Raw genomic sequence first — 25,583 nt, 5'->3', positions numbered from 1 at the left:
CCGGGAAGCGAGTCACCGGCAATGCGCCCCTTCATCAGACCGGCCCTGCTCGTGACGTGTTTCGCGCCGCGCGCCAAGGAGGCCGGTGAACCCAACCACCCGTATCTGCAGGCGCTGTGGTCGGCGTGCCGTGCTCTTGGGATGACCTCACCGGTCGCCGGCGCCCCGGCACCCTCGGAGGTCCTGCCGTCCGGCCTCGACCATGACCAGGAGTTCACGTCGTTGGGCATCGCCGTCCGAGCGAGTGCGAGCGGGCTCTACTCCGCGTTCGCCTTCACCGAGCACGACGTGACCGGTCTCGTCGCGCTGCTCGCGCCCAACGAGACCCGAACGGGGCTGGAGGGCTGGAATCCACTGCTCCGGGAGTGGACGGACGCGCTCACGGCCGCGGGGCCGGTGCCCTCTTCCGAGGGCATCCTGCACGAGTTCCGCATCTTCGAGGCGCTGTACCGGGGTCGCGGCGCGAGCGGCAGACGTACCCACCCGGAGCACATCCGCAGCAACGCTCCGTCGGGCGGGAACGGTACGTGGTGGCAAGGGTTCGACGAGACGGATGAAGGCTTCCGTATATGGAACGCCGACGGGTACGACTCCCCGGACCCGCTCTCGGCTCTCTACGTCCTGGCACCGGTCCGGCATGAGGACACTCTGGACGCGTGGGCCTGGGCGCTGCCGGGGCAGCAGGGCCTCAGGCCGCTGACGCGCTACCTCATGCACGCGGCGAAAGTGCGCTACGAGGAACGGCTCTACGCATCCTCCGAGCTCGTGCACACGCGCGTGGACCGCAGCGACGCGGAGACCGAGGCCCTGCTCCGGGTCCTCGCGCCGACGTCGACGGGCCGCCCGGTGTCACTGGACCGCATCCGCACGGCGGCGGCGCTCCTGGACCGGGGTCAGTTCGGCCCCCAGGGACTGCTGTGGACGATCACGCAGCAGCGCCAGCTGGTGCGTACGGTCTCGATCGCCGTCGACAACCTGCGCCTTCACACGCCGGGCGTCCGGCGGCATGGTCCGGGCAGCACCTGGCCCGAGACCGAACTCGCCGTGGCACAGCGGGTGATCAGACAGGTCGAGGGTGATCAGGTCCAGCTGGAGGCCTGTCGCGAACGCGCCGACGCGGCTCGCACCGTGGCCGCCGGCATCACCGAACGGGCGCTCAACGAGCACCGGGTCTGGCTGACGCTCGTCCAGACCTCCGTCCTGGGCGCCATCCTCACGGCGCTCACCGTCGTCCAGGCCTTCCAGTACGAACCCCCGCTCTCCCGGCATCTGCAGTCCCCGGTGATCCTGCTGCTGGCATCACTCGCGCTCGCCCTGCCGCTGCTGGTACTGCGCTCGGCGCGAGCCGCCGTGTCCACGCCGTACCGGTGGCTGGATGCGAGCGCCGTGGTCCTGCTGGGAGTCGCCGCGGGCTGGACGGCGGTGGTGGCGTGGGGTGTGCACTACGGGCACGCGCCTGTTCCCTTCATGGTCACCGTGCCGTGCAGCGGGGCGGGCGGGCTGCTCGCCTACGGCGCGTACCACTGCTGGGACCGGCGAAGATCGCGGCCCGACTGACTCTCCGCACCGAGTCCGGGCGGGACTCGTGCGGCCCGTACGTGAGTTTCCCTGACCATTTCGGCGACCGGAGCGAGGTTCCCCATGGGCCGGAACGATGACGTACGTCAAGAACCGGAGGAGCCCCGGGAGCCGGATGAAGCCCAGGAGCCGGGCGTGCCCGGGGATGCGGACGTATCCGGGCGGCCTGAGACGTCGGGGGCGCGTCCGGAGCCGGACCCTGACTCGGCCATCGGTGACTTCGTCGAGGCGCTGGACGTCGAGGACCTCATCATGAGGTTCGACGTCGATTTCGACGTACCGATGCGGCAGTCCCGTGCGATCGGCATGCTGCGACTGGCCGAAGCGGACGAGCCGGGGCCCCGGGACGACGTCCGCCGCACCGCCCGCCGCGTCGGCGTGCACTGGTGCGAGACGGTCCGGGCCGACGTGGCCTACGAACTGCTCACCGGTCTGCGGCAGATCGAGGCATCCCGGTCCGACGCCGAGTACCTGCACGCACGACTGACGCGCGGCGAGCTGGACCCTGCGGACGCCTTCACCCGTTACGTGATCGCCCGGTGGTTCGACGGGGCGGGCCGGATCCAGTACCGGCTGGGCAGTTTCACCACCGCGCGGCTGTCCTTCGAGACCGCAGCCGCCGTGGCGGAGGCGTCGGACCTGTGGTGGGTCCTGCCCGACCTGCGGAGCAATCTCGCCCGTGCCCGCTACGAGGAACAGAACCAGACGGCACGCGCGGGGGACGGCGGTACGGGGGCTCCCTCGTTCATCGCCGGGCTGTACGAGCTGTGCGACACGATCGTCGACGCCGGCCGCGCGCACGGGGTGGACATGGAAGGGCAGCCGTCCCCGGAACTCCCCCGCGAGCACCGCGAGTTCCTGCGGGGATACTCCAATGCCCTGCACAACCTGGCGACCGCACTGGGCCAGTCCGGTGACAGCGCGCGTTCGCTGGAGGTCACCGCGCGGTCCCTGGCCATCTCGGAGGGACTGCGTGACGAGTACCGGATCGCCCAGTCGGTCACCAACCAAGGACTGCGGGACAAGGAACGGTCCGCGGAGCACTTCGCCAGGCTGCGCGGCATGGGATGGCGCCGGGGCCGGCTCATCGCCCGACAGAACCTCGCCATCGGCACGGGGGGCCTCGACGGTCTGAGGGAGCTGGGCCGGCTCCTGGACGAGCTCGGCCAGGACACACCCGGAGCGGGCCGCCAGACAGGCATGGACGTGGACTTCCACGCGTACACCGTGCAGGGGTACCGGCGGGTGGCCGAGACGCTTCCCGAGGAGAGCCGCCCGGACGACCTGCTCTCCCGCCGGCTCGACATGGCGAGGTCGGTCCGTGCCGCCATCGCCCTCCCCCTCTACAAACGCGCCTACGCCCGCCACGTACGACCGGCGTACCTGCAGGCGATCGCCCACCACGTCCGCTGCGGGGACGGCTCGCGGGAGAACGTGGAGAAGGTGGTGTCCCTGATCGAGGAATCGTCCGGACGGGAGCTGCTGGATCTGCTGGCGTCCTCCCGCCCCCAGACCCTCGGCCCTCCGACGCGCACCCTCACGCTGTCCACCCCCTCCGGCCCGCCGGCCGGCGACGAGAAGCGCCGGGGGGCACCGCAACCGGTCACCGGCGAGGAGGAGGCGGCTCTGCGGGAGCTGGTCGCCGAACGGGAACGCGCCTACGAGGACCGGTTCCTCCACGAGCCGCTCACCTCCGCGACCCACGACGAGGACATCGCTCACCGTCTCGCCCAGTACACGCTCAACCATCCCGGCTCCTGCGTGATCCGCTACTTCCGCTTCGCCGCTCCTGACGGCGTCAAGGGCACCGGAGGCGAGGCCGTGCCCGACTCCCTCGGCATGGTCGTCTGCAAGGAAGGGCAGCTGACGATGCTGCCCGCAGTGCCGTACGACCACGTGACCGAACTGGCCCGCCAGGTGTCGTCCGACCGCCAGGACAAGGCGCCCACCGAGCGGACCTGTCGCCGCGTCTGGGATCTGCTCATCGCTCCTGCCTGGGATTCGGTCTGCCGGGGTGGCATGCCCACCCATCTGACGCTGATCCCGACCGACGACGTGTTCGCCGTCCCGCTGCACGTCGCTCTGGCACCCGACGATCCACACCCCCTCGCCGCGCGCGTCCCGTTGTCCCACTCCGTGAGCGTGGCCGCGTTCGTGACCCACGGCCGGCACCTGCTCAAAAGACAACTCGTCGAAGCGAACGACGACTTGGCGGCCCTGCTCGTGACGGACGCCGCGGCCACGGGAGGCGAGGTGGTCAGAACAGGCTGGCCGCCCGAGCACATCGCCGTCGCGGGACGGGTGCCGGCGCAACTGACCGGTCCTGTCCGGAAGCTGCCGGGTGACTGGGACGGCATCGCGGAACTGACCGCGTCGAAACCGGAATTCTTCGTGTACGCCGGTCACGGCCGTTTCGTCGACACCTCCGAGGACTACGGTCCCCTCCTGCACTTGGGCGACGGCGACTGGGTCACCCAGTTCGACCTCGCGCTGCGTCTCAGTCTTCCCCGGAACAAGGTGGCGATCCTGGGGGCCTGCCTGGCAGGTCAGGGCATGCGGTCGGAAGGCGGCGACGTGCTCGGGTTCATGCGGTCGCTGATCATCAGCGGGGCCGGTGCCATCGGTGTCCCCCTGTGGAAGGTTCTGGACTCGGCGATGGTGGCCACGGTGCGGTCCGTACTGCGGCAGAGCAGGGAAGCGGTCGGGCCCTCGGGGGCGGGGATCTTCGACGTGGTCGAGGCCCTGCACGGTCACTACCGGCAGGTCGCCGAGGACTACGACGGCGCAGCCGGACGTATCGAGGCGATGCCGCTCGCCCTGTACCTATGATCGGGAGCACCGAGATCGCGGCGGACGAGGGGCAGACATGAACCGCAGTCACAGCCACGAGGGGCACGACGGGGCCGGCGGCGGGGAAACGGCCGGCGAGGCACGCAGGAGCGCCCGGCTCGCCGCGTACGACGCGCTCCGCGAGCAGCACCCGGACATGTTCGCGAACCCGCCGGGCGGGACGATCGACATCCTCCTCGACCCCTCGGATCAGGAGCGGGTGGCACGTGAGACATCGGAACTCGCTGTCGCTCTCGGGTTTCCCGAGGAGTCCGGAGACATCGGCATCGTCTACCGCGACCCCTACGTCAGGGTGCTCCGCGACGCCGTGCGGTTTCCCTCCGGCCGCACCGGCACCTACATCCGCATCGTCCCCGAGAGCGGAGCACCGGGTGCTGCCGTGCTCCCGGTGCTCAGCGACGGTCGGCTCGTCCTGCTGCACCACTTCCGTCACGCGACCCGCGGCTGGCACTGGGAGATCCCGCGCGGCTTCGGAGCCCCCGGGGAGGACGGCTCGGAAGCCGCCCGCCGGGAACTGCGCGAGGAACTGGGGTGTGACGCCGTGGACCTGACCTACCTGGGCCCGATGTCCCCGGACACGGGCCTGCGAGCCGGGCACGACGAGCTGTATCTCGGCCGCGTCGACGCGGCGGCCTTCCAGGACACCTCGAGCACGGACGCCCGGGAAGAGGGCATCGGCACCATCCGTCCCGTCTCCCTGGAGGAGTTCGAGAACATGCTCCTCAGCGGCAGGATCTCGGACGCGTACACCTTGGCCGCGTACGGTCTGGCACGCGCCCGCGGCCTGCTGCGCACCACGGCGTGATGATCAGTTCGGGCCCGCGGGCGTGGCTCGCCGCCGGTCGTCGTACTCTTCGCGGGCGGTGATGACTTCTTCGATGTGCAGCACGGACCACTCCGTGAGCGCCTTCAGCGGTTCCCGCAGCGTCTGGCCGAGCGCGGTCAGCTCATACTCCACGTGCGGCGGCACCTCCGGGTAGACGGTCCGGCTGACCAGCCCGTCGCGTTCGAGGGTGCGCAGCGTCTGGGTGAGCATCTTCTCGCTCACGCCCGCCAGCGCCTGCCGGAGCCGGCCGAACCGGGAGGTCCCGTTCCGGCCGAGTTCGCCCAGCACGAGGACCGCCCACTTGCTGCCGATCTGGTCGAGCAGGTCCCGCGACGGGCAGCCGCGCTCGTACGGATCGAATGACGGCATGGGCCCGGTCACGTTCTCGACAGCAGCCATACGGCTCACCTCAATGCTATCGGTCGGGTAAGTACCCTACCAAGAAGTGGTTACTCCCCAAAGGAGAGTGTGCAGGTCATTCTGTGTTCCATCCCGCCGCGGACGGACCGCGGCAGGCGTGCGAACAACGCGCGGAAGGAAGGAATGACCATCATGCCGATCGTCGTCACCGGAGCCACCGGCCAGCTGGGCAGGCTCACCGTCGAGGCACTGCTGCGGCGCGGGATCCCGGCCGCGGACATCATCGCGACCGGCCGGGACATCGCCGGGATCAAGGATCTGGCCGACCGAGGCATCACGGTACGCCGCGCCGACTTCGCGGACACGGACGGCCTGGCCGAGGCATTCGCGGGGGCGGACAGGCTGCTGCTGATCTCGGCCTCGGTCCCCGTGGGCGAGCGGGTCGCCAACCACCGCCGCGTGATCGACGCCGCGGCGTCCGCAGGCGTGTCGCTCGTGGCGTACACGAGCACGACGCACGCGGACACGGCCACCACCGTCATCGGTGCCACGCACCGCGAGACCGAGAGGTACCTGCGGGACCGCGGAATCCCCAGCGTGCTGCTGCGCAACGGCTGGTACCTGGAGAACTACACCAGCCAACTGCCGCAGATCCTGCAGAACGGCGCCGTCGCCGGCGCAGCGGGCGAGGGGCGGATCAGCGCCGCGTCCCGCGCCGACTACGCCGAGGCCGCAGCGGTCGTCCTCAGCGCTGAAGGCCACACCGGCGCCGTGTACGAGCTCGGCGGCGACGAATCCTTCACCCTCACCGAGCTCGCCGCCGCGATCTCCGCCGCGGCCGGGAAGCAGGTCACCTACGCCGACCTCCCGGTGGCCGACTTCGCCCGGGCACTGGCCGCCGCGGGCCTGCCCGCCGAGCTGGCGGAGGTCCTCGCCGACGCCGACCGCGGGATGACCCGCGGCGAGATGTACACCGACTCCGGCGACTTGCGCCGCCTGATCGGCCGCCCGCCCGTGACCCTGGCCGAGGCACTCCCGGCCGCCCTGCAGCACTGAGGTTCGAGGCGCGATGTGCCCGGGTTGCTCAGGTGGGCCCGCGGGCAACGGACCGGCGGCTGCGGGCACATGGTCAGCTAGAGGCGTGGAGTCCATCATCGCCAGTGCCATAGCCGTCCTCGGGACCCTGCTCGGGTCAGGGATCACCCTGGCCTTCCAGCAGCGCACCATCGACCGGAGTCATCACCTCGCCCGGCGCGAGACGTTGCGGCAGGAGCGGCTCGACGCCTATTCCGCCTACGCCGGCGCGTTGGTCAACTACCGGCGTTGCCTGATCCACCTCTGGTTCTGCGGGCAGGAGCAGCCGCCGCCCGAGGATCCCGACGCGGTGCGTATCCGTGCCTACGACCTGCGCTCCGCCGCTCAAGAGGCCCTGTTCCGGGTCCAGATGCTGACGGACGACGCGGGACTGGGCCGGGCGGCGGCAGACCTGCTCGACGGCGTGACGATGCTGCAGAAGGCCGAGACCAGGGCAGCGCTGGACCAGTTGAGGGTCCGCACCCGTGACGACATCGGGCGGCTCGTCAGTTCGGCGAAGCAGCACCTGTGAGGTGCAGCCCGCTTGGGCACGCGCGCAGGACGCCTAGGCCGCCTCCGCACCGCCCCTCCACGTCAGCACCGTCAAGCACGCCCCCACCGAGCCCACCCCCCACCACCCGACCCACGCCAGGTGTTCGCCCACGATCAGTACCGCCAGCACCGCCGCCACCGCCGGTTCCAGCAGGGTGAGGGTCGTCGCCGTGCTCGGCGGGACGTGGGTGAGGCCCCAGCCGAAGAGGACGTAGCCGGTGAACATCGGGATCAGGGCCATGTACGCGCCGACCGCCGCGTTCGTCCACGACTCCAGCAGGGGCGCGCCCGTCGCGAGCAGGACGGGCAGCAGCAGTACGCCGCCCAGGCCGAACACCGTGCCCATCGCCGCCCGCGAGGAGACACCCCGGGTGATCAGGCGGTGCGCCGCCCAGGAGTACAGGGCGTACGTCGTCGCCGCCAGCAGGCCCAGGCACACACCCAGCACCGTCTCCGCCACCGAGCCCGCCCGGCCCGCGGACTCCGCCCCCATCGTCTCCGCCGCGCACAGCAGCACCGTGCCCAGCACGCCCAGCGCCGCGCCCAGTTTCCAGCGGCGCGTCAGGCTCCCGCCGTCCAGCACCCGTTCGATCAGCGCCGACGCCAACGGAGCCGTGCCCAGGGACACCACCGTGCCCACGGCGACCCCGGCCAGGCGCATCGACGTGTAGAACGCCAACGGGTAGACCGCCACCGCCAGCGCACCCAGCGCCACCGTGCCCCCGGAACCACGCAGCGCCCGCCTCTCGCGCGCGATGTGCGCCGTCGCCGTCAGCGCCTGGAGCAGGCCGCCCAGGCCCATCGCCACCGCGCCGATCGCCAGCGGGCCCACCGCCGGCGCGAAGGTCGCCGCCGTCCCCGTCGTGCCCCACAGCACCGAGGCGGCCAGGACGCACAGGCTCCCCACGGCCGCCGAAGGACGGGTGTGCGACTGTCGTCGGTCCTCGTCCGCCGGTCGGGTCCCTGCGGCCGCGGCCACCACCGGCCACGTGCCCTCCCTCACGACCGGCCCAGCCCTTCCAGCACGCGCGCCGCCAGCTCCCGCGCGTGCCGTACGCGCGTGTCCTCGCCCTCCAGGCCCGCCCGGGCCATCGCGCCCTCCAGCAGGAACGACAGGTGCTCCGCCGTCGCCCGTACCTCGTCCGGACGGTCGGGCAGCAGGTCCCGCAGGTGGCCGGCGAGCAGGGCCTCGACCTGCTCCTTGTGCCGGCGGACGACCGCGCGCCCCTCGTCGCCGGCGGGCAGTTCCGCCGCCGCGTTCAGCAGGCCGCAGCCGCGGAAGCCGCGCTCGTAGGCGAACGCCGCGTGGTCGGCGTACGCGTCGAAGACGGCGAGGACGCCCTCGCGCGGGCCCTCGGCCCGGTCCAGGCGGGCGCGGTACAGGTCCAGCCACTCCTCGTGGCGGGCGTCGAGGTAGGCGCGGACCAGCTCGGACTTGGAGGAGAAGTTGTTGTACAGGCTCATCTTCGCCACGCCGGCGTCCGCCGTGATCGTGTCGATGCCGGTCGCCGCCACGCCGTCCGCGTAGAAACGGCGGGCCGCGGCGGCCAGCAGGCGTTCGCGGGCGGGGCGCCGGCGCCGGCTCGCGGTCCCGACGTCCGCCGCCGGCCCCTCGGTCTCCTTCATCGTTCACCCCGGGACATGACTAGGTAGGTCGGTCTACCTAGCGTAAACCACGGGTGGCCGGGCACGTCCAGTCCCACTTCCGTCCGCGACGAGGGAGCCTCATGGACTGGCACACTGGCACCGCGCCTACGACAGCCCCGACTCCTACCTCAGCCGCCGCCTGGCGCTCGTGGGGGCGCGGAGGATCGCCAAGGCCCTGGACGACGCGCCCGACGGGCCCGTTACGCGCGGTCAGTGTGTGCGCGGGGCAGGGGCGCGACCTGATCGGGGTGCTGGCCGGGCACCCGCGCCGGGACGACGTACGGGCCCGGCTCGTCGAGCTGGACGAGAAGGCGGAGGAGGGTGGCGATGCGGAGCATCGCCGGCCGACGACAACGCGGCGAGGCGCGGTGCCGGGCGCCGCGAGCGCGGCCTGACCGACGAGACACCCCCTAGCTCCGGTCGCCCTCCGGCCGGGTGAGGTGCGCGAACGCCTCCAGGTTGCGCGTGGACTCGCCGCGCGAGACCCGCCACTCGTACTCGCGCCGGATCGCCGACGCGAACCCCAGCTCCAGCAGGGTGTTGAAGGCGCCGTCGGCGGCCTCCAGGACCTGGCCGAGGAGGCGGTCGATCTCCTCCGGGGTGACCGCGGCCAGGGGCAGCTTGGCGGTGACGTAGACGTCGCCGAGGCGGTCGACGGCGTAACTCACGCCGTACAGCTTGAGGTTGCGCTCCAGGAGCCAGCGGTGGACGCCTGCCTCGTTCTCGTCGGGGTGGCGGACGACGAAGGCGTTCAGGGAGAGGGAGTGGCGGCCGAGGCGCAGGGAGACCGTCGTGGCGAGCTTGCGGGTGCCGGGGAGCTGCACGACGTACGTGCCGGGCTCGGCGCTCTCCCACTCCAGTTCGGCGTCGCGGAGGGCGCCCTCGACGGTGGTCTGCGCGGCCTGTTGCTGTGCGTCACCCATGGTGCGAGCGTACGCGACGGCGGTGGGCGTGCAGGGCGGCCGTGTACACCTCGGCGGTCGCCCCGGCGGCCGTGTCCCAGCCGAAGGACTGCGCGTGCCGGGCGGCGGCGGCGCCCATCCGGGGGGTGAGCGCGGGGTCGTCGGCGAAGCGGGCCAGGACGCGCGCGTAGGCGGCCGGGTCGTGGCCCTGGACCAGGAAGCCGGTCTCGCCGTCGCGCACCGCGACCGGCAGGCCGCCGACCGCAGCGGCCAGCACGGGCGTGCCGGTGGCCTGCGCCTCTATGGCGACCAGGCCGAACGACTCGCTGTAGGAGGGCACGACGAGCACGGACGCGGCGCGGAACCAGTCGGCGAGCTGCTCCTGGCCGACGGGCGGGCGGAACCGTACGACATCGGCGATGCCCAGCCGGGCCGCGAGCTTCTGCAGTCCCTCGGGCTTGGCGAGGCCGCTGCCGCTCGGGCCGCCGACGACGGGGACGACGATGCGCGAGCGCAGCTCGGGACGCCGGTCGAGGAGGGCCGCCACCGCGCGCAGCAGCACGTCGGGGGCCTTCAGGGGCTGGATGCGGCCGGCGAAGAGCGGGACGAGGGCGTCCTGCGGCAGGCCGAGGCGGGCGCGGGCGGCGGCGCGGCCGTCGGCGGTGCGGAAGCGGTCGAGGTTCACGCCGGGGTGGACGACGGCGACCTTGCCGGGGTCGGCCGCGTAGTGCCGGACGAGTTCGTCGGCCTCCTCGGCGGTGTTGGCGATGAGGCGGTCGGCGGCCTCGACGATCTGGGTCTCGCCGATGACGCGGGCCGGCGGCTCGGGGGTGTCGCCGGCCGCCAGGTTGGCGTTCTTGACCTTGGCCATGGTGTGCATGGCGTGCACCAGGGGGACGCCCCAGCGCTGGGCGGCGAGCCAGCCGACGTGGCCGGAGAGCCAGTAGTGGGAGTGGACCAGGTCGTAGTAGCCGGGGCGGTGGCCGGCCCACGCCTGCATCACGCCGTGCGTGAAGGCGCAGAGCTGGGCGGGCAGGTCCTCCTTGGCGAGGCCCTCGTAGGGGCCCGCGTCGACGTGCCGGACGAGGACGCCGGGGGCGAGCTGGACGGCCGGGGGGAGGGCCGCGGTGGTCGCGCGCGTGAAGACCTCGACCTCGATGTTGAGGGCGGCGAGGCGCTGCGCGAGCTCCACGATGTAGACGTTCATGCCGCCGGCGTCGCCGGTGCCGGGCTGGTGCAGCGGTGAGGTGTGCACGGAGAGCATGGCGACGCGGCGCGGCCTGCGGTGCGGCAGCCGGAGCCGTGAGGACGTGGCGGGAGAGCGACGCCCGAGCCTGCTGACGTACTGGCTCACGTGGCGTTCCTCCTTGCTGCGGGCATGCCGGACGGAGGGTGTGGGGTTCCCTCCGAGCTGGTGCAACGTCGGAGGGGCGGGGCCCATTCCGGTCGGGGCGGTTTTTGCCGAGGTATTACCGGGTTTCGCTCAACCGTTCGACGCGGCGCTGCGTCACGGGGATCGTGGGCGTCGGGGGGCCGCGTCAGGGACTGTCGGGGCCGGTCCCGGACGCGGTGTGCGGCAGAGGGTCCCTCCGCCGCACACCGTCGATCGACCGCCACCCCACGTGGTACGTCCCGGGTGCCCCGCATCCCACGCCGCATACCCTCGTACGCATGACCCCCCGCACCACACCCCGCTCCCCGGGCCCGGCCGCGCGCCGCCCCGTGGGCACGGTGACGCGCGGGACGACGAACCCCAACCGGCTGCGCCGCATGGACCGCTGGATCGCGGCGGCGCACGGCGCCGAGCTGCGCCGGGCCGCCGAGCCGGTGGCGGTCGACCTCGGCTACGGCGCCGCCCCCTGGACGGCCGTCGAGCTGCTCGCGCGGCTGCGGTCCGTCGCGCCGCACGCGCGCGTGGTGGGCGTCGAGATCGACCCCGCGCGCGTGGCGGCCGCCCGGCCCTACGAGCGGGACGGACTGGTCTTCCGGCACGGCGGCTTCGAGGTCCCGCTGGCCGGGCGCCCGTCGCTGATCCGGGCGGCGAACGTGCTGCGGCAGTACGACGAGGGCGAGGTCGCCGGCGTGTGGGAGCGGCTGTGCGCGCGGCTCGCGGCGGCCGACCCCGGGTCCGGGTCGCGGGGCGGGCTGCTGGTCGAGGGCACCTGCGACGAGATCGGCCGGCGGCACGTATGGGTGGCGCTCGGCCCCGAGGGGCCGCGGACGGTCACCTTCGCGACCCGGCTGGGCTCGCTGGAGCACCCCTCGGACCTGGCGGAACGGCTGCCGAAGGCGCTGATCCACCGCAACGTCCCGGGCGAGCCGGTGCACGCCTTCCTGCGCGACTTCGACCGCGCCTGGGCCGCCGCCGCGCCCTACGCCTCCTACGGCGCACGGCAGCGGTGGATGCGGGCGGTGCGGGACCTGACGGCCGACTGGCCGGTGGTGGACGGGCCGGTGCGCTGGCGGCAGGGCGAAGTGACAGTGGCCTGGGAGGCGTTGGCGCCGCGCGGGTGACGGCGCTTCCGCCCCCGACCCCGCCCCCGCCCCTGACTCCGACCTCCGGGTTCCCTGACCTTCCCCTGGTCGTCGCGCGGATCGTGCCCGCCCCGGAACGATCTCCGTGAGGTGTTCGTCACACAGGCGGGGATCGCGTCATGACCAGGCCGTCGTGGCGGGAAGTGACCGGACGTACTGCCTCTGTCGTTTTCGGCCGCGGCATGGCACGATCCCCCAGGCGACCGTAAGTTACTGACGGTAAATCAGTTTGGGGGTAGCGACATGGCGAGCGGCACGACACGCGGCGGCCTGATCGCGGCAGCCGTGACCGTGGTCTGCGCGGTCACCGTCCTGGCGGCACCCGGCATGGCCTGGGCCGGCCCGAACCCCGCGCCGTCGGCCTCCGCCACCCCGGCACCGGGCACGGCACCCGGTACGACGGCGGGTGCGGGCGCCGGTGCGACACCCGCGCCCAGCAAGGACCTGCAGGCCGTGCGGGCCCGGCTGGACACGCTGTACCACGACGCGGCGGTCGCCACCGACGCCTACAACGCGGCCGAGGAGGCCGCGAAGAAGCAGTCCGCGGCGCTCGTCGCACTGGCCAGGAAAATCGTCGAGGGCCGCGAGCGGCTGGCCGAGTTGAAGACCCGGGCCGGCGCCGCCGCGGCCGCCCAGTACCGCACGGGCGGGCTGCCCGACGAGGCGCAGTTGCTGCTGAGCGACGACCCTCAGGAGTTCCTGGACGGCACCGGCCGGGTGCTCCAGGGCCAGAAGGCGACCAAGGGCCTGCTCGCGGAACTGGCGCAGACCCAGCAGGACTTGGAGCAGTACGCCGCGGACGCCTCCGCGCAGTGGCAGAAGCTGGAGGCCAACCGCAAGGCGAAGGCGAAGGCCCAGAAGCGCATCGAGCAGCAGATCGCGGCGGCCGAGGAGCTCGAGTCGCAGCTGGAGAAGCAGGAGAAGGAGCGCCTGGCCCAGCTCGAGGAGGAGGCCGCGCGGCAGGCGCAGACCGCGTGGCTGGACACCGGTGTCCTCAAGGGCGCGCAGGGCAAGGCGACCACGCAGGGCGCGAAGGCGGTCCGGTTCGCCACCGCGCAGCTCGGCAAGCCGTACGAGTGGGGCGCCGAAGGGCCCAGGACCTTCGACTGCTCGGGCCTGACCTCGCAGGCGTGGGCGAACGCCGGGGCGCCCATCCCGCGGACCTCGCAGGAGCAGTGGAAGCGGTTGCCGCACGTCGCCGTGGCGGACATGCGCCCCGGCGACCTGATCATCTACTTCGAGGACGCCAGCCACGTGGCGCTGTACATCGGCAACGGCACCATCGTCCACGCCCCGCGGCCGGGACGGACGGTGACGCTGGCCGGGGCGGGTTCGATGCCGATCCTGGGGGTCGTACGACCGGGGGCGTGAGCCGGAGGCCGTGGGACGGGGCGTGAGACGAGGGCACGGTGAGCCGGAGGCCGTGGGCCGGGGGCGTGAGGCGCGGGCGCGTGATGTCGAACACGCGGGACCCGGATGCGACATGGGTCCGGCACGAGTCCGACATGACGGACCCGTGACCCGGGCCACGTGACCCACGGCACGTCAATCGGCGCCCAAACCGGGCGAAGACGTGACGTTCGTCATCCCCGCTGGTCGCGGGGGCCGTCCAACTGCGGTGCGAGGACCGGCACATGACGGCGGTCCGCGATCGGCCGGGGTGCCGTGGACCATTCCCCCGCGCCGCCCGTTGCGGCTATGGTCCCCGTCGGTGGGTCGAGGTCCCTCGCCCCGCCATGCCCTCGGGGGGAGGGAAGGAACCCAAGACGATGCCCGTACCCGTACCGCGGCAGAGAGCGATCCCGGCCGTGGAGAGCGGTCAGGCGCGGACCGCGTCACCGCAGGGCGGCGGCGCTCCCCTCGAGGAAGAGGCGAACAACGAAGCCGCGCGCCCCGACGGCCGCAAGGAAGCGGCGGTCCGGACCGCCGGCGCCGCTCCCGGCACCCCGGCCAACCTGAGCCTGCTGCTGATCCAGGACGACCCGGCGGCCGCCCTGGTCGTGCCCGGTCTGCTCGACCAGACCGGCAAGCCCATCCGGGTGCGCACCGCCCGCAACCTCACCGAGGCCGAGCGGCTGCTCACCGACGACGTCCACTGCATCCTGCTGGACCTCGCGCTGCCCGCGACCGGCCGCGCCCAGGAGGGCGACGACGAGCTCGCCGTGCTCAAGCAGGTCCTGCGGCTCGCGCCCCGGCACGCCGTGCTGGCGCTGACCGCGTCCGGCGACGCCGAGCGCGGCGCCGAGGCGGTGCGCGTGGGCGCCCAGGACTACCTGTTCCGTGAGGAGCTGGACGGGCGGCTGCTGAGCCGCGCGATCCGCTACGCCGTGGAGCGCAAGCGGTCCGACAGCGCGGAGCGCCGGCTCGCCGAGGGCAGGCTGCGCGCGCAGGAGAACGCCCGCCTGGAGCGGGGCCTGCTGCCCACGCCCCTGCTGGAGGGCTCCACGCTGCGCTTCGCCGCCCGCTACCGCCCCGGCCGCTCGCGCGCGCTGCTCGGCGGCGACTTCTACGACACCGTGCGCACGCCCGACGGCACCGTGCACGCCATGATCGGCGACGTCTGCGGGCACGGGCCCGACGAGGCGGCGCTCGGCGTGGAGCTGCGCATCGCCTGGCGCGCGCTGACGCTGGCGGGACTGTGCGGGGACGAACTGCTCGGCACGCTGCAGCAGGTGCTCGAGCACGAGCGGGACGACGACGAGATCTTCGCGACGCTGTGCACCGTGGACATCGCACCGGACGGCCGCCGGGCCGGCCTGTGCCTGGCCGGTCACCCGGCCCCGCTGATCGCGCGGCCCGACCGGCCCGCCCGCCTGCTGCCGTACGACAACAACGGCCCGGCGCTGGGGCTGCTGCCCGGCGCCCGCTGGCCGCGCACGCAGGTGGAGCTGGGCGCCGAGTGGAGCCTGATGCTCTACACCGACGGCCTGATCGAGGGCCGCGTCGGCACGGGGAGCCGGGAGCGGCTGGGGCAGGACGGCATGGTGGAGATGATCCGCCGGCTGCTCGGCGAGGGGCTGCGCGGCGAGGAGCTGCTGCGGTCGTCGGTGAACGAGGTGCGCGAGCTCAACGGCGGCGAGCTGACGGACGACGTGGCGCTGATGCTGCTGGAGCGGACGCGGGACTGAGGCGTCCGTCGGGCGCCCCCGGGCTGCCCACGACCGCCGTTGCGGGTGCCGACCCTGGCGCCGGCTGCTGTCAGCGGCCGCCGTTGTACGGGCCGTAGGGGCCGTCGCTGCTGGAGCCGCGGCCCCGGCCGCTGCGGCCGCCGCCCGGGAGGGTGCGCAGCGCGGGACGGACGTCGACCATGTACACGATGGTCGCGATCAGGCCGATGATCGGCAGGAACGACAGGATGTTGAAGATCAGGTTCACCACGAAGGCGAGCGCGAGGACGATCAGCCAGAAGGGCTTGGTCTGCTTGTCGGCCGCGCGGTAGGCGTCCTCGCGGCGCGTGGCGGCGTCGATCAGAGCGAAGCCGCTGAAAAGGATCAGCGCCATGCTCAGCAGCCACATGAAGCCTGCGAACCCCTGCATCAGCACTACGTCCACCACCCGACTCGGCGCGTCCTTACGCGGTCACCGTACCCGCAAACCATGTCACCGCCACCGCGATCGGGACGGTCCACCAGGAGAACGGGCCGGACGCTCCGGGAGTGCCCGGAGTGCCGGCCCGATCCGTGTGCCGCCCGCGTCGGGGTCACTTGGCGGGCGGGGGCGTCTTCTTGTCGGTGGTCGTCGTCCGGCGGGGCGCCGGGGTCTTCTTGGCGGCCGGGGTCTTCTTGGCCGAGGCGGACGCGGCGGTGGGCGTGGCGGTGGCCGGGCCGGCCGTGCCGCCCTCGTCCTGGACGGTGACGGGCTGCGGCTTGGGCTCGGCGTCCGACTCGACGGCGACGGCGAAGTTCTCCACGCCGTCGGCGACGCTCTCGATGCCCCCGGCGATGTTCTCGATGCCCTCGGCGGCCTCGCCGCGCCACTGCCGCACGGCCTGCTCGCCGTGCTCGGCGACCTTCTCGTAGGTCTCGCGGGCCTTGACGGCGTACTCGGCGGCGACGCCGACGCTGCGCAGGGCGAGGTCCTGGGCGGACTCGCCCAGCTTCTTCAGGTCGCCGTCGAGGGAGGAGAAGAACTCGGTGACCCTGCTCTGCAGGGTCTCCTGGGCCTCCTTGGCGCGGGCGGCGGCCTTCTCCTGGACGTCCTTGGGGTCGGTGTTGCGCACGGCCTCGAAGCGGGCCGGGGCCTCGACGCGGAGCTGCTCCACCAGGCCGGGCACCTTCTTGGCCTGCTGCAGCGCCAGATCGGCGGTGCCGGCGGCGAAGTAGAGCGGCGTGGGGTCGCTGAGGGTCTTGCGCAGGTCGTCGGTGATGGCCATGGTGAGGGTCCTCCCTTGGGCGCGTGACGCGCGGTCGTCGTGGTCGTCGTGGTCGGCTGGGGGTGGTGTCGTTCCGCGGCCGGGCGGTCGGTCCCCTGGACCGGTCAACCGGCCGTCCGCCGCGGATCGGCGTCGTCGCCGTAACCACCGTGCGGGCCGTGTTCGTCGTGCGTGTCGTGCGTGTCGTGCGTGTCGTGCTCGCCGTGCCCGTCGAGCCGGCCGCGTGGGCCGTCCTCGCCGACGGTACGACCGCGGTGCACGGCGGTGCCGTCGACGCGCCCGGGGGGCGGGGCGTCGGCGTGGCGCTCGCTGCGGGTGTCGATGTCGAAGCCGTTCTCCTTGCGGAACGACTCGTAGATCTGGAGCAGCGCCCGCTTCTGCTGCTCGGTGAGCGTCGGGTCGGCGAGGATTGCGGCGCGCGTCTCGACCTCGTCGCGGTCGCGCTCGGCGTCGAGGATCCCGGCCCGCACGTACAGCGTCTCGGCGGAGATCCGCAGCGCCTTGGCGACCTGCTGCAACACCTCCGCGCTCGGCTTGCGCAGCCCGCGCTCGATCTGGCTCAGGTACGGATTCGACACCCCGGCGGCGTCGGCGAGCTGCCTGAGCGAGAGCTGGGCGTTGCGCCGCTGCTCGCGCAGGTACTCACCGAGGTTGCCGACGTTGAGCGATGCCATGCCTCCAGCCTGCCCCAGCCCCGCTAACAATTGCAAGCATTCGCTAGCAAGAGTGTGTCACGCCACCCGGGAGGGCGAAGGAGCCCCCTCGGACTGGGCCCCGGCCCCGGCCCCGGGGTGGCCCGTATCCGCCCCCCCCACGACCAGCGCATCGGAAACGATGAGGCATGCGCGCCGATGACTCACGCCCCGTCGCCCCGGACCACTGGCACCTCGTGGACGACGTCGGGGAGTTCCTCCGGCGGGCCGGGGAGTTCCTGCGGGGGCGGCCCGGGGTGCACGTCATGCAGTCGACGTGGGCCGAGCGCGTACGGGTGCGCGGGGTGGGGGCGTTCGGGCCCGGGACTCCCTCCTTCGGCTTCCTGGAGCAGGGCGGGCAGGTGCGCGGGACCTTCTACCTGCTCCCGCCCGGCTCGCTCGGCCTCTCCCCGCTCACGCCCCCGCAGGCCGACGCCCTCGCCGCCCGGCTGGCCGCCCTCGGGCACGCGCCGCGCTCGGTCAGCGCGGACCAGGACACGGCCACCGCGTTCGCCGATGCCTGGCGGCGGCAGACCGGGACGAGGCCGGAGCCGCGGGACGTCCGGGTGCGGCTGTACCGGCTGGGCACCCTGACCCCGCCCGAGCCGATGCCGGCGGGCCGCGGCCGCGTGCTGGGCGAGCAGGACCTGGAAGAGGTCATGCACTGGTGCGGCGAGTTCGCCCGGGCGGTCGGCGAGGCCGCGCCGACCGACGCCGCGTCCTGGCCACGCACCCGCTTCGCCGACAAGCGCTACACCCTCTGGGAGACCCCGGACGGCACCCCGGTCTCCGTCGCCGGCATGAACCCCCTGATCGGCGGCCAGATCCAGGTGGACATCGTCTACACTCCGCCCCACCTGCGTGGACACGGCTACGCGGCCGCCGCGGTGACCGAGGTGACCCGGGCCGCCCTCGCGGCGGGCGCCCAGGACGTCGTCCTGTTCGCGGACCGCTCCAACCCGACGAGCAATGCCCTGTACCAGCGCCTGGGTTACCGCGCGGCCACCGACTGGGGGGCGTACGACTTCACGTAGACCCGCCGAACGGGATCAGCGTGCCGTCGATGTCCAGGAAGAGCAGTGTCGTCATCGGGTCCAGGGTCAGTCGTGGAAGCCTCCCTTCGCCAGGAGTGCGTCGATGCGGGTGCGGTGGGAGGTCTCCCAGTCGTCCAGGGTCTGGGTGGCCTCCTCGCGCAGGCGGGCCTCGGCCGCGGTGCGGACCGCTTCCGTGTCGGCGGACGGGACGACCACCACGCCCTCCTCGTCGGCGACCACCACGTCCCCCGGCTCCACGCGGACCCCGCCGCAGTGGACCGGCTCGTTCAGGGGGCGGACCTCCGCCTTCGCGCCGGGGATGGGGACGACGCCCCGGGCGTACACCGGGAAGCCGGCCTCCCGGGTCTCCGCCAGGTCGCGGATCAGCCCGTCCAGGACGAACCCGGCGATGCCCCGGCGCTGGGCGACCGCGCAGACGTTTCCGCCGGCCAGTGCGTACTCCAGGTCGCCCGACTCCACCACGACCACCGAGCCGGCCGGGGCGCGGTGGATCGCGGCGTGCAGCATCAGGTTGTCGCCGGGCGGGCAGCGCACGGTGAACGCCGGTCCGGCGAGCCGGGGGCCCGGACCCCACAGCGGACGGATGCCGGTGTCCATGACCCGCGCCCGGCCGAGGAGGTCGGCGAGCGTCGTGGTGGGGAGCCGGGTGAAGGGGTGGGCGTCGGGTTCCGCGGCAGGGGTCGTCATGGGGCGACCGTAGTGCGGTGTGCGGTCGTACAGTGATCGTTTTCTTCGCCCCTCGACCGGGTTTTGTCCTGTACGCCTCAGATGGGCAGCCCCTCCGCCTCCTCCCACGGCAGCCCCCGCGCGTACACCACGTCCAGCCGCGACACCGCGCGCGTGAGCACCACGTACAGCCGGTGCAGCCCACGGGGGCGGGTCTCCGCGATCGCCGCCGGCTCCACGGCGACGACGTGGTCGTACTCCAGGCCCTTCACCACGCTCGCGGGGACCACGGTCACCCGGTCCGCGGTGGTCTCCGGCCCGGACGTCGCGATGCCGGCCGCCGCGAGGGCGCGGCGGACCCCGTCCGTGTGGGCGTCCGCCGTGACGACGCCGACGGAGCCCTCGCGGCCCAGGGCCTCGCGCACCGCGTCGGTGACCGCGGTGAGCAAGTCGCCGTCCGCGCGGCGCAGGCGCAGTTCGCCGTCCGTGCGCAGGGACCGCGCGGGCGGTACGTCCACGTCGAGGTGGGCGAGGAGCCGGTTGGCGAGGCCTGCCACTGCGGCCGGCACCCGGAAGCCCGTGGTGAGGGGGACGACGGGCGCCCCGGGCCGGCCGAGGTGGGCCATCTGCACCGGCCAGGACCGCGCGGCCCACGGGGTCGTGCCCTGGGCCAGGTCGCCGAGGACGGTGAGGGAGCCGAAGCGGACCCGGCGGGCGATGGCCCGGCACTCCATCGGGGAGAGGTCCTGCGCCTCGTCGACCACGACATGGCCGTAGCCCTCCGGGTGGTCGATCAGTCCGGCGACCTCGTCGAGCAGCACCTGGTCGGCGGCCGTCCAGCGCACGGACTTCCAGGAGCGCGGGGGACGCGGCGGGCGCAGCGATGCCTGCTCGGCCGGGTCGAGCAGGCCCTCGGCCGCCGACGCCAACGCCTCGCGGTCGATGAACAGTTCGGCGACGATCTCCTCCGGCCGCACCTTCGGCCAGACGGCCTCCACGCAGGCGCTCACCACCCGTGCCCGCTCGACGCGCCGCACCCAGGAGGCGGGGCGCGGCCCGGCCCGGCGCTCGGCCTGGTCCTGGATCCGCCGCACGATCCGGGCCCGCACCCGCTCCCGCCCGATCGCGTACGGCGGCTCCTCGGCGCGCACCCCCGCGACGATCGCGGCGAGTTCGTCGCGTGTGACGCGCCACCGGTAGGAGTCCTCGGCGATGACGAGGCCGGTCGCGCGGTCGGCGCTCACGCGTGCGTGGAGCGCCCGGCGCAGCACCTCCGCCATCCGGGCGTCGTGCTTGACGCCCGCGGCCAGGTCGCTGTCGGTGCCGGTCACCGGGTGGCGGGCGATCTCGTCGTGCAGGGTCGACTGCCGTACGCCCGTCTCGCCGAGGGAGGGCAGGACCTCGGCGATGTAGGAGAGGAAGGCGCGGTGCGGGCCGAGGACGAGCAGGCCGCCGCGGTGGATGCGCTGGGGGTGGGTGTAGAGGAGGTAGGCGGCGCGGTGCAGGCCCACGGCGGTCTTGCCGGTGCCGGGGGCGCCCTGGACGCACACGGTGTCGCCGAGGCCGCCCCGCACGAGGTCGTCCTGCTCGGGCTGGATGGTGGCGGCGATGTCCCGCATGGGGCCGACGCGGGGGCGTTCGATCTCCTGGGCGAGCAGCGCGCTCGGGGCGGCGGCCGGCCGGGAGGTGGCCGGGCCCTCCCCCGCGCGTGCGCCCAGGTGCTCGTCCTCGAACCCGGTGAGGTCGGCTGAGTCACCCCGGCTGCCCGGCGCCCAGCCGAACCGGCGGCGGACGACGACGCCCTGCGGGTCACCGGCGCTCGCCTGGTAGAAGGCGCGGGAGACGGGGGCGCGCCAGTCGACGACGAGCGGCGGGGCGGCCGGGTGCTCCCCGATGCGCAGGCGCCCGATGTGCAGCCCGCCCAGACCGGCTCCCGGGCCCTCGTCGCCGAAGTCCAGCCGGCCGAAGAACAACGGGCCCTCGGGCAGTTCGCGCAGCGCTTTGGCGTGGCTGCGGAGGCGGCGGCCGAGGACCTCGGCGTCGGCACCGGAGGCGGAGACGTCCTCGCCGATGACGACCTGCTCCTGGGCGCCGGCGACCATGGCGGCGAGGGCGGCGCGGCAGCGGTCGTGGTGGGCGCGCTCACGGTGGAGCTGGGGGTGGAGGTCGTGATCGACGTGCCGGGCGGCCTCGTGTCGAGTGTCGTGGGAGGGGCTGGAGGCAGGGGCGGCGGAGTCGGTCATGCGCCGAGGATACGCCGGATTACGTTACCGAGTAACGTTTTTTACTGCGACTCACTGGGGCGTCCCCGTGACGGCGCCCGGCTCGACCCCCGCCCTGCCTGCCCCTACGCGGAGGCGAACCGCCGCAGCCCCTCCTCCAGCAGGCCGAAGGCCCGTTCCGCCGCTGCTACGGCGTCCGGCCGTACGGCGTCCACCGGCTCGCCCGCGGCGACGCGCCGGAAGTTCTCCTCGGCGAGGATGCGCTGCACCGCGACGACCTGCCCGGCCGCGAGCCGGGACTCCAGGTCGCCGCCGAGGGCCTCGGCCAGCGCGGCCTCGGAGCGTTCGAGGTGGCGGTACATGCGGGCGACCAGGGACGGGGTGCCGTAGACCAGGGAGTGGAAGGCGACGACCTGGGGGTGGTCGTTGAGGCCGGTGACGGGGTCGTCGGCGGCGAGCCGTTCGAGGAAGTGGCGGCGCAGGGCCCGCAGGGGCGGCACGTCCGGCGCGGCCTCGACGACCCGCGCCGCCTCCCGCTCGTGGTCGGCGATCCGGTACAGGACCAGGTCCTCCTTGGCCGGGAAGTACCGGAACAGCGTCGGCTTGGAGATCTCCGCCGCGGCGGCCACCTCGGCGACGGACACGGCGTCGAAACCGCGCTCCAGGAAGAGCCGGATGGCCGTCTCCGACACGGACGCGTACATCCGCTGCTTCTTGCGCTCCCGCAGGCCCGTGGCCCGCGTCGGGTCATCGCTCACGGGGGTGAGCCTACGCAGCGGGGCCCGGGAGCAGCCGTTCTGTCCTTCGCGCCGCCCGCGGTTCGGGGTTCAGCGGCGGGGTCCCCGCCAAGGCGGCGGCGAGGCGAGGGTCCACAGGTCGTCCAGGTGCTTGTTCCACGTGGCGACGACCGTCTTGGAGCCCTCGACGCCCTCCGGGGACCACACATTGAGGTCCGTGCGGTATCCCTTCGGGTCGTAGTGCTCGGAGCCGGCGCTGCGCAGGACGGTGCGGGCCGTCACGTCGTACAGCCCGTGCAGCACCATCTCCCGGTTGAAGACACAGATCTTGTCGCGCGGCACACCCGGATAGAGGCGGTACTCGCAGTGGGCGTTGACCCGTCCGACGGCCGTGAGCCGCTCGGCGAGACCGGACAGCGTCTCGTCGAACTCCTGGCACTTGCCTTCGAGGCGTTTGCGGAAGTCCGGGTCGTCGACCGGCCGACCGTCCTCGCCCACGCGTGACGGCACCGTCATCGGCCGACCGAAGTCCGGGACGAGCACGCGGATGGTGACGTGCCGTGTCGGCCCGGGGTCCTCCAGCAGCCCTTCGAGGCGGTGGTAGAGCTCGTTGTAGAGGGTCTCCCCCGTGTAGCCGAGGAACCTGATGTCCACGGTCCGCGCCCGGAACGCCTCGCTCACGAACAGCCCCAGCTCCCGGGAGTTGACCTGCCCCCGGCTGGGCAGTCGCAGGGAGACCGACAAGTCCTTGACCGTGTCGTAGAGGACGTATCCGACCAGGCTGAGCAGCGCGCCGCCGAGGTAGGCCTTGCCCTCCAGGGCGTCACCGACCGGCTTGATGAACTGGGCGGTCAGACCGGTGACGAAGATGCCGAGCAACAGGACGCGTGTGACCACTGGTTCCAGACGGTCCTGGTACCGGCGCAATCGGTCTCCCACGCCGGCATCGCCCGTCGCCACACTCCCCCGTACGGACATGCCGCCCCCCCTCGCGCCACGTCCTGCGGACGTCAAGCGCCCCTGGAAGAACCGGAGTCGAGCCCTGTCATGGTCCCCCTACGCGAGGGCGACGGCAAGATGGGGATTGGCCGTCCGTGGTACGGGCAAACCCAGGGCGGCGGTGGCGGCGGCGAGGGTCTGGGCGTACGAGTCCACCGCGCGCCGGACGTTCGGGGCGTCCATGCCGGACCCGGTGACCAGGCGGTCGAGGTCGATGTAGGCCGATCGGACGAGTTCGAACCAGCGGTAGACACGCCGGTCCCGGCGCCAGTCGCGGGTGCACTCGGGCGGCAGCCTGCTCTCCCACCGGCGGAACATGCGGTCCCTGATCTCGCGCCGGGTGGGGGTGAGGTGCATGTGCCTCACCAGGTCGTACAGGGGGTCGCCGACGATCGCCATCTCCCAGTCGATGATGGTGACGCCGAGGCGGTCGTCCCGGCGGACCAGGTTCCAGGGGTTGAGGTCGCCGTGCAGCAGGCTGGGGCGACGGCGGGCGACCTGATGGCGGGACAGCAGTTCGCGCAGCCGGTCGTGGTCCGGGAGACCGAGGGTGCGGGCCAGTTGGCTCGACTCGTTCGGCAACGTCCGTACCAGGTGGACGAGCTCGTCCACGAGCCACGGGTAGAAGCCGCCCTCTCCGGCGGTCGGGTCGACGCGCTTGTAGTCCACCCGCGTCAGGGCGCAGAGCTGGTCCACGAGCCCGTCCGCCTCGTGCGGGAGCAGGCCGTCGACCGGATGCCGAGGCCGCTGGTCGATGTCCGTACCGCCGACGTACGTCTGGATGGCGAAGGGATCGTCGCCATGGCTCTCGCCCAGGGCGAGGACGCGCGGTGCCGCGACCTCGGCACCGCACTCGTGGATCGCCTGCAACACCGCGTGCTCGCTGAGGTACTTGGGCTCCCTGCGGGAGACACCGGGGAGCTTGCGGCGTACGACCACGGGCGCGACGCCGGGCAGACGGACCACGGTGTTCAGGTGGGCCGTGCCCTTGAACACCCGGTCGGCCGGCGCGGCACCCTCGGCCAGCAGGGCTTCCCGCACGGCCCGCGCGGGGAAGCCCCGGTCCTCCGGGACGCGCGGGTCGGGCCGCCAGCCGAGGGCGTTGCGGATCCAGCCGTCTCCCCTCCCCTCGCCCTGGGAGGCCAGCCAGCGGACGAGTGCCCGCTCGATCTCGCTCTTGGCCGGGACACTGCTCAGGCGCAGCGGTCCGGCGGCCGTCTCGAGCGCCCGGTGCACCTCCGTCGTCGCCTCGTCCAGGCGCTTGCCGGTGCAGGACTCCAGGAGGGACGACGCGGCCCGCATGACGTCCGGGTACACGGACTGCGCCCACTCGAAGTCCAGGTAGTGCGGCAGGTCACGGGCCAGTCCGTTGACGGCCGCGGGGCGGGTTCTCTGCATGGCCGTCAGCCATGCCTGGATCACCTCGTCCCACTGATCGGCCGGGTAGTGCATACGCACCAGGTGGGTCGCCAGGTCGTGCAACGGGTCGCCGAAGGTGGCCAGCTCCCAGTCGACGCAGATGAGCGGAGGCTCACCGTCGTAGGCGAGTATCACGTTGGCGCGGTGCAGGTCCGTGTGGAGCAGGCTGTACGGCCGGCGGGCGAGGGACGGGACGCGGTCGGCCAGATCCGAAAGAGCGTCGTCGGGGATGCCGAGAGCCTTGAACAGACCGCCGAAGACCGGCCAGTTGGGCTTCCGGATCTGCCGGTCGGCGAGGTGGGCCAGCGTGCGGAGGAAGGCCTGGCTGTCGGTGTGGTTGGCGGGCCACTCGGGCGGCAGCGGGGGCAGCACCGCCCTGCGTACCTGGGTCATCCGTGCCAGCAGGTCGGCCAGCGCCTGGACGAGCAGGGTGTCGACGGGCTTGCCGTCTCCGTTGACGCTGGAGAGCGGCACGCCTTCCACATAGCTGTGGAGGGCGAACTCCGGTGTCCTCACCAGGCACTCGGGGGCGGGCAGGACGCTGCCGACGGCCCTGAGGACGGCTGCCTCGTCCTGCCAGGTCCTGATGACCACGGGCAGCACGTCAGGACGGCGGATCCGCACCGTGACCTGCGTCCCGGGCGGCCGGCCCACCAGCCGGGCCACGTCCTCGGTGAGCGGACGGACGTGGTTCAGGTTGTGGTGGCCGCTGCGCGCCGCAGTTCCTCGCGCGGCCCTGACGAACGACTCAAGGGCGGTCTGCGGTCGACCGACGGCCCGCTCCCCCTGGGTGCGACGGGGAACAAGAGGCTCGACCACTGGCCGCTCCGTGACTCGCATGCTGCTGAATGGGTAGGACGAACGGTAGACGCATGACCCCGCGTCAGCGACCGGAACGGCGGCGGGGTGGGCGCAACGGGTGGTCCGCCACTCTTCCGCGTCAGGCCGTACGACGGCGCTTCGTCCACCGTCTCCTCGGTACGGGCGGGAGCGGTTGCTCGCGCGTTGGGGGGATGCTAGCGCACCGACCGGGGCGCCCCTGTGAGATGAGTCGAGACCCGCTCGAACCAGGCTCTCCGGCCCCCACGCCCGGTCTC

General features: G+C 73.1%; 22 protein-coding genes. 9 read left to right on the top strand and 13 right to left on the bottom strand.

The window, feature by feature from the left end:
* Nucleotides 1-21: 21 nt before the first annotated feature.
* The 3 genes from E4U92_RS23645 (at nucleotide 22) to E4U92_RS23635 (ending at nucleotide 5,233) form a co-directional block, all read left to right on the top strand.
* Nucleotides 22-1,557 (top strand): CATRA conflict system CASPASE/TPR repeat-associated protein, encoded by a 1,536-nt coding sequence (locus tag E4U92_RS23645; RefSeq protein ID WP_190046399.1) that lies wholly within the window; start codon nucleotides 22-24, stop codon nucleotides 1,555-1,557.
* Between the two features lie 156 nt (nucleotides 1,558-1,713).
* A complete protein-coding gene (locus tag E4U92_RS23640; RefSeq protein ID WP_229862568.1) occupies nucleotides 1,714-4,407 on the top strand; it encodes a CHAT domain-containing protein in 2,694 nt (897 codons plus the stop codon).
* A 37-nt stretch (nucleotides 4,408-4,444) separates the two neighbouring features.
* Nucleotides 4,445-5,233, top strand: coding sequence for an NUDIX hydrolase (locus E4U92_RS23635; protein WP_137302469.1), 789 nt, complete (start codon nucleotides 4,445-4,447; stop codon nucleotides 5,231-5,233).
* Between the two features lie 3 nt (nucleotides 5,234-5,236).
* Here the strand turns inward: E4U92_RS23635 and E4U92_RS23630 are convergent, their stop codons facing one another.
* The gene (locus E4U92_RS23630; protein ID WP_137302468.1) at nucleotides 5,237-5,653 is read right to left on the bottom strand and encodes a winged helix-turn-helix transcriptional regulator; all 417 of its coding nucleotides are present in this window, start codon (nucleotides 5,651-5,653) and stop codon (nucleotides 5,237-5,239) included.
* 144 nt (nucleotides 5,654-5,797) lie between these two features.
* Here E4U92_RS23630 and E4U92_RS23625 point away from each other — a divergent pair, with 144 nt between their 5' ends.
* Together E4U92_RS23625 and E4U92_RS23620 are read left to right on the top strand one after the other, a co-directional pair.
* Nucleotides 5,798-6,670 (top strand): SDR family oxidoreductase, encoded by an 873-nt coding sequence (locus E4U92_RS23625; RefSeq protein ID WP_137302467.1) that lies wholly within the window; start codon nucleotides 5,798-5,800, stop codon nucleotides 6,668-6,670.
* An 85-nt stretch (nucleotides 6,671-6,755) separates the two neighbouring features.
* Nucleotides 6,756-7,220, top strand: coding sequence for a hypothetical protein (locus E4U92_RS23620; RefSeq protein WP_137302466.1), 465 nt, complete (start codon nucleotides 6,756-6,758; stop codon nucleotides 7,218-7,220).
* A gap of 33 nt (nucleotides 7,221-7,253) precedes the next feature.
* Here the strand turns inward: E4U92_RS23620 and E4U92_RS23615 are convergent, their stop codons facing one another.
* The 4 genes from E4U92_RS23615 to mshA form a co-directional block, all read right to left on the bottom strand.
* Nucleotides 7,254-8,138, bottom strand: coding sequence for a DMT family transporter (locus E4U92_RS23615; RefSeq protein WP_373311523.1), 885 nt, complete (start codon nucleotides 8,136-8,138; stop codon nucleotides 7,254-7,256).
* 101 nt (nucleotides 8,139-8,239) lie between these two features.
* Nucleotides 8,240-8,866: a TetR/AcrR family transcriptional regulator gene (locus E4U92_RS23610; protein ID WP_137302465.1), complete on the bottom strand. Its 627-nt coding sequence runs from the start codon at nucleotides 8,864-8,866 to the stop codon at nucleotides 8,240-8,242.
* 431 nt (nucleotides 8,867-9,297) lie between these two features.
* Nucleotides 9,298-9,810, bottom strand: coding sequence for a type III secretion system chaperone family protein (locus E4U92_RS23600; protein ID WP_137302464.1), 513 nt, complete (start codon nucleotides 9,808-9,810; stop codon nucleotides 9,298-9,300).
* Nucleotides 9,803-11,143, bottom strand: a complete 1,341-nt coding sequence (mshA, locus tag E4U92_RS23595) for a D-inositol-3-phosphate glycosyltransferase (RefSeq protein WP_168372497.1) — start codon at nucleotides 11,141-11,143, stop codon at nucleotides 9,803-9,805. Before mshA ends, E4U92_RS23600 begins: the two co-directional genes overlap by 8 nt.
* 317 nt (nucleotides 11,144-11,460) lie before the next feature.
* On the opposite strand from mshA, the gene E4U92_RS23590 reads away from it, so the two are divergent.
* From E4U92_RS23590 to E4U92_RS23580, 3 genes are all read left to right on the top strand, one after another.
* Nucleotides 11,461-12,303, top strand: coding sequence for a class I SAM-dependent methyltransferase (locus E4U92_RS23590; RefSeq protein WP_137302462.1), 843 nt, complete (start codon nucleotides 11,461-11,463; stop codon nucleotides 12,301-12,303).
* A gap of 264 nt (nucleotides 12,304-12,567) precedes the next feature.
* On the top strand, nucleotides 12,568-13,695 hold the full coding sequence (locus E4U92_RS23585; RefSeq protein WP_137302461.1) for a C40 family peptidase: 1,128 nt from the start codon (nucleotides 12,568-12,570) through the stop codon (nucleotides 13,693-13,695).
* A gap of 398 nt (nucleotides 13,696-14,093) precedes the next feature.
* Nucleotides 14,094-15,452 (top strand): PP2C family protein-serine/threonine phosphatase, encoded by a 1,359-nt coding sequence (locus E4U92_RS23580; RefSeq protein ID WP_168725183.1) that lies wholly within the window; start codon nucleotides 14,094-14,096, stop codon nucleotides 15,450-15,452.
* A gap of 70 nt (nucleotides 15,453-15,522) precedes the next feature.
* Here E4U92_RS23580 and E4U92_RS23575 read toward each other — a convergent pair whose 3' ends face one another.
* The 3 genes from E4U92_RS23575 to E4U92_RS36715 form a co-directional block, all read right to left on the bottom strand.
* Complete coding sequence (locus E4U92_RS23575) at nucleotides 15,523-15,861, bottom strand: DUF2516 family protein (RefSeq protein WP_174863998.1); 339 nt, start codon at nucleotides 15,859-15,861, stop codon at nucleotides 15,523-15,525.
* Nucleotides 15,862-16,024: 163 nt separating this feature from the next.
* Complete coding sequence (locus tag E4U92_RS23570) at nucleotides 16,025-16,696, bottom strand: hypothetical protein (protein WP_137302459.1); 672 nt, start codon at nucleotides 16,694-16,696, stop codon at nucleotides 16,025-16,027.
* Nucleotides 16,697-16,800: 104 nt separating this feature from the next.
* On the bottom strand, nucleotides 16,801-17,370 hold the full coding sequence (locus tag E4U92_RS36715; protein WP_229862573.1) for a helix-turn-helix domain-containing protein: 570 nt from the start codon (nucleotides 17,368-17,370) through the stop codon (nucleotides 16,801-16,803).
* Nucleotides 17,371-17,537: 167 nt separating this feature from the next.
* On the opposite strand from E4U92_RS36715, the gene E4U92_RS23560 reads away from it, so the two are divergent.
* Nucleotides 17,538-18,422 carry a GNAT family N-acetyltransferase gene (locus E4U92_RS23560; RefSeq protein ID WP_137302458.1) on the top strand — a complete coding sequence of 295 codons (885 nt, stop codon included), beginning with the start codon at nucleotides 17,538-17,540 and terminating at the stop codon, nucleotides 18,420-18,422.
* 66 nt (nucleotides 18,423-18,488) lie between these two features.
* On the opposite strand, the gene E4U92_RS23555 is transcribed toward E4U92_RS23560, so the two are convergent.
* The 5 genes from E4U92_RS23555 to E4U92_RS23535 form a co-directional block, all read right to left on the bottom strand.
* The gene (locus tag E4U92_RS23555) at nucleotides 18,489-19,130 is read right to left on the bottom strand and encodes an RraA family protein (protein WP_137302457.1); all 642 of its coding nucleotides are present in this window, start codon (nucleotides 19,128-19,130) and stop codon (nucleotides 18,489-18,491) included.
* Between the two features lie 77 nt (nucleotides 19,131-19,207).
* A complete protein-coding gene (locus E4U92_RS23550) occupies nucleotides 19,208-21,352 on the bottom strand; it encodes a HelD family protein (protein ID WP_137302456.1) in 2,145 nt (714 codons plus the stop codon).
* Nucleotides 21,353-21,456: 104 nt separating this feature from the next.
* Nucleotides 21,457-22,035, bottom strand: a complete 579-nt coding sequence (locus E4U92_RS23545) for a TetR family transcriptional regulator (RefSeq protein ID WP_137302797.1) — start codon at nucleotides 22,033-22,035, stop codon at nucleotides 21,457-21,459.
* A 123-nt stretch (nucleotides 22,036-22,158) separates the two neighbouring features.
* On the bottom strand, nucleotides 22,159-22,965 hold the full coding sequence (locus E4U92_RS23540) for a hypothetical protein (protein WP_229862577.1): 807 nt from the start codon (nucleotides 22,963-22,965) through the stop codon (nucleotides 22,159-22,161).
* A gap of 159 nt (nucleotides 22,966-23,124) precedes the next feature.
* Nucleotides 23,125-25,305: an aminoglycoside phosphotransferase family protein gene (locus E4U92_RS23535; RefSeq protein ID WP_137302454.1), complete on the bottom strand. Its 2,181-nt coding sequence runs from the start codon at nucleotides 25,303-25,305 to the stop codon at nucleotides 23,125-23,127.
* Nucleotides 25,306-25,583: the final 278 nt, after the last annotated feature.

This window comes from Streptomyces galbus, assembly GCF_005280195.1.
In the GTDB taxonomy this organism is placed as follows: Bacteria; Actinomycetota; Actinomycetes; order Streptomycetales; family Streptomycetaceae; genus Streptomyces; species Streptomyces galbus.
The sequence above is the reverse complement of the archived record's forward strand: the minus strand, read 5'-3'. Positions and strand labels throughout refer to the sequence as shown.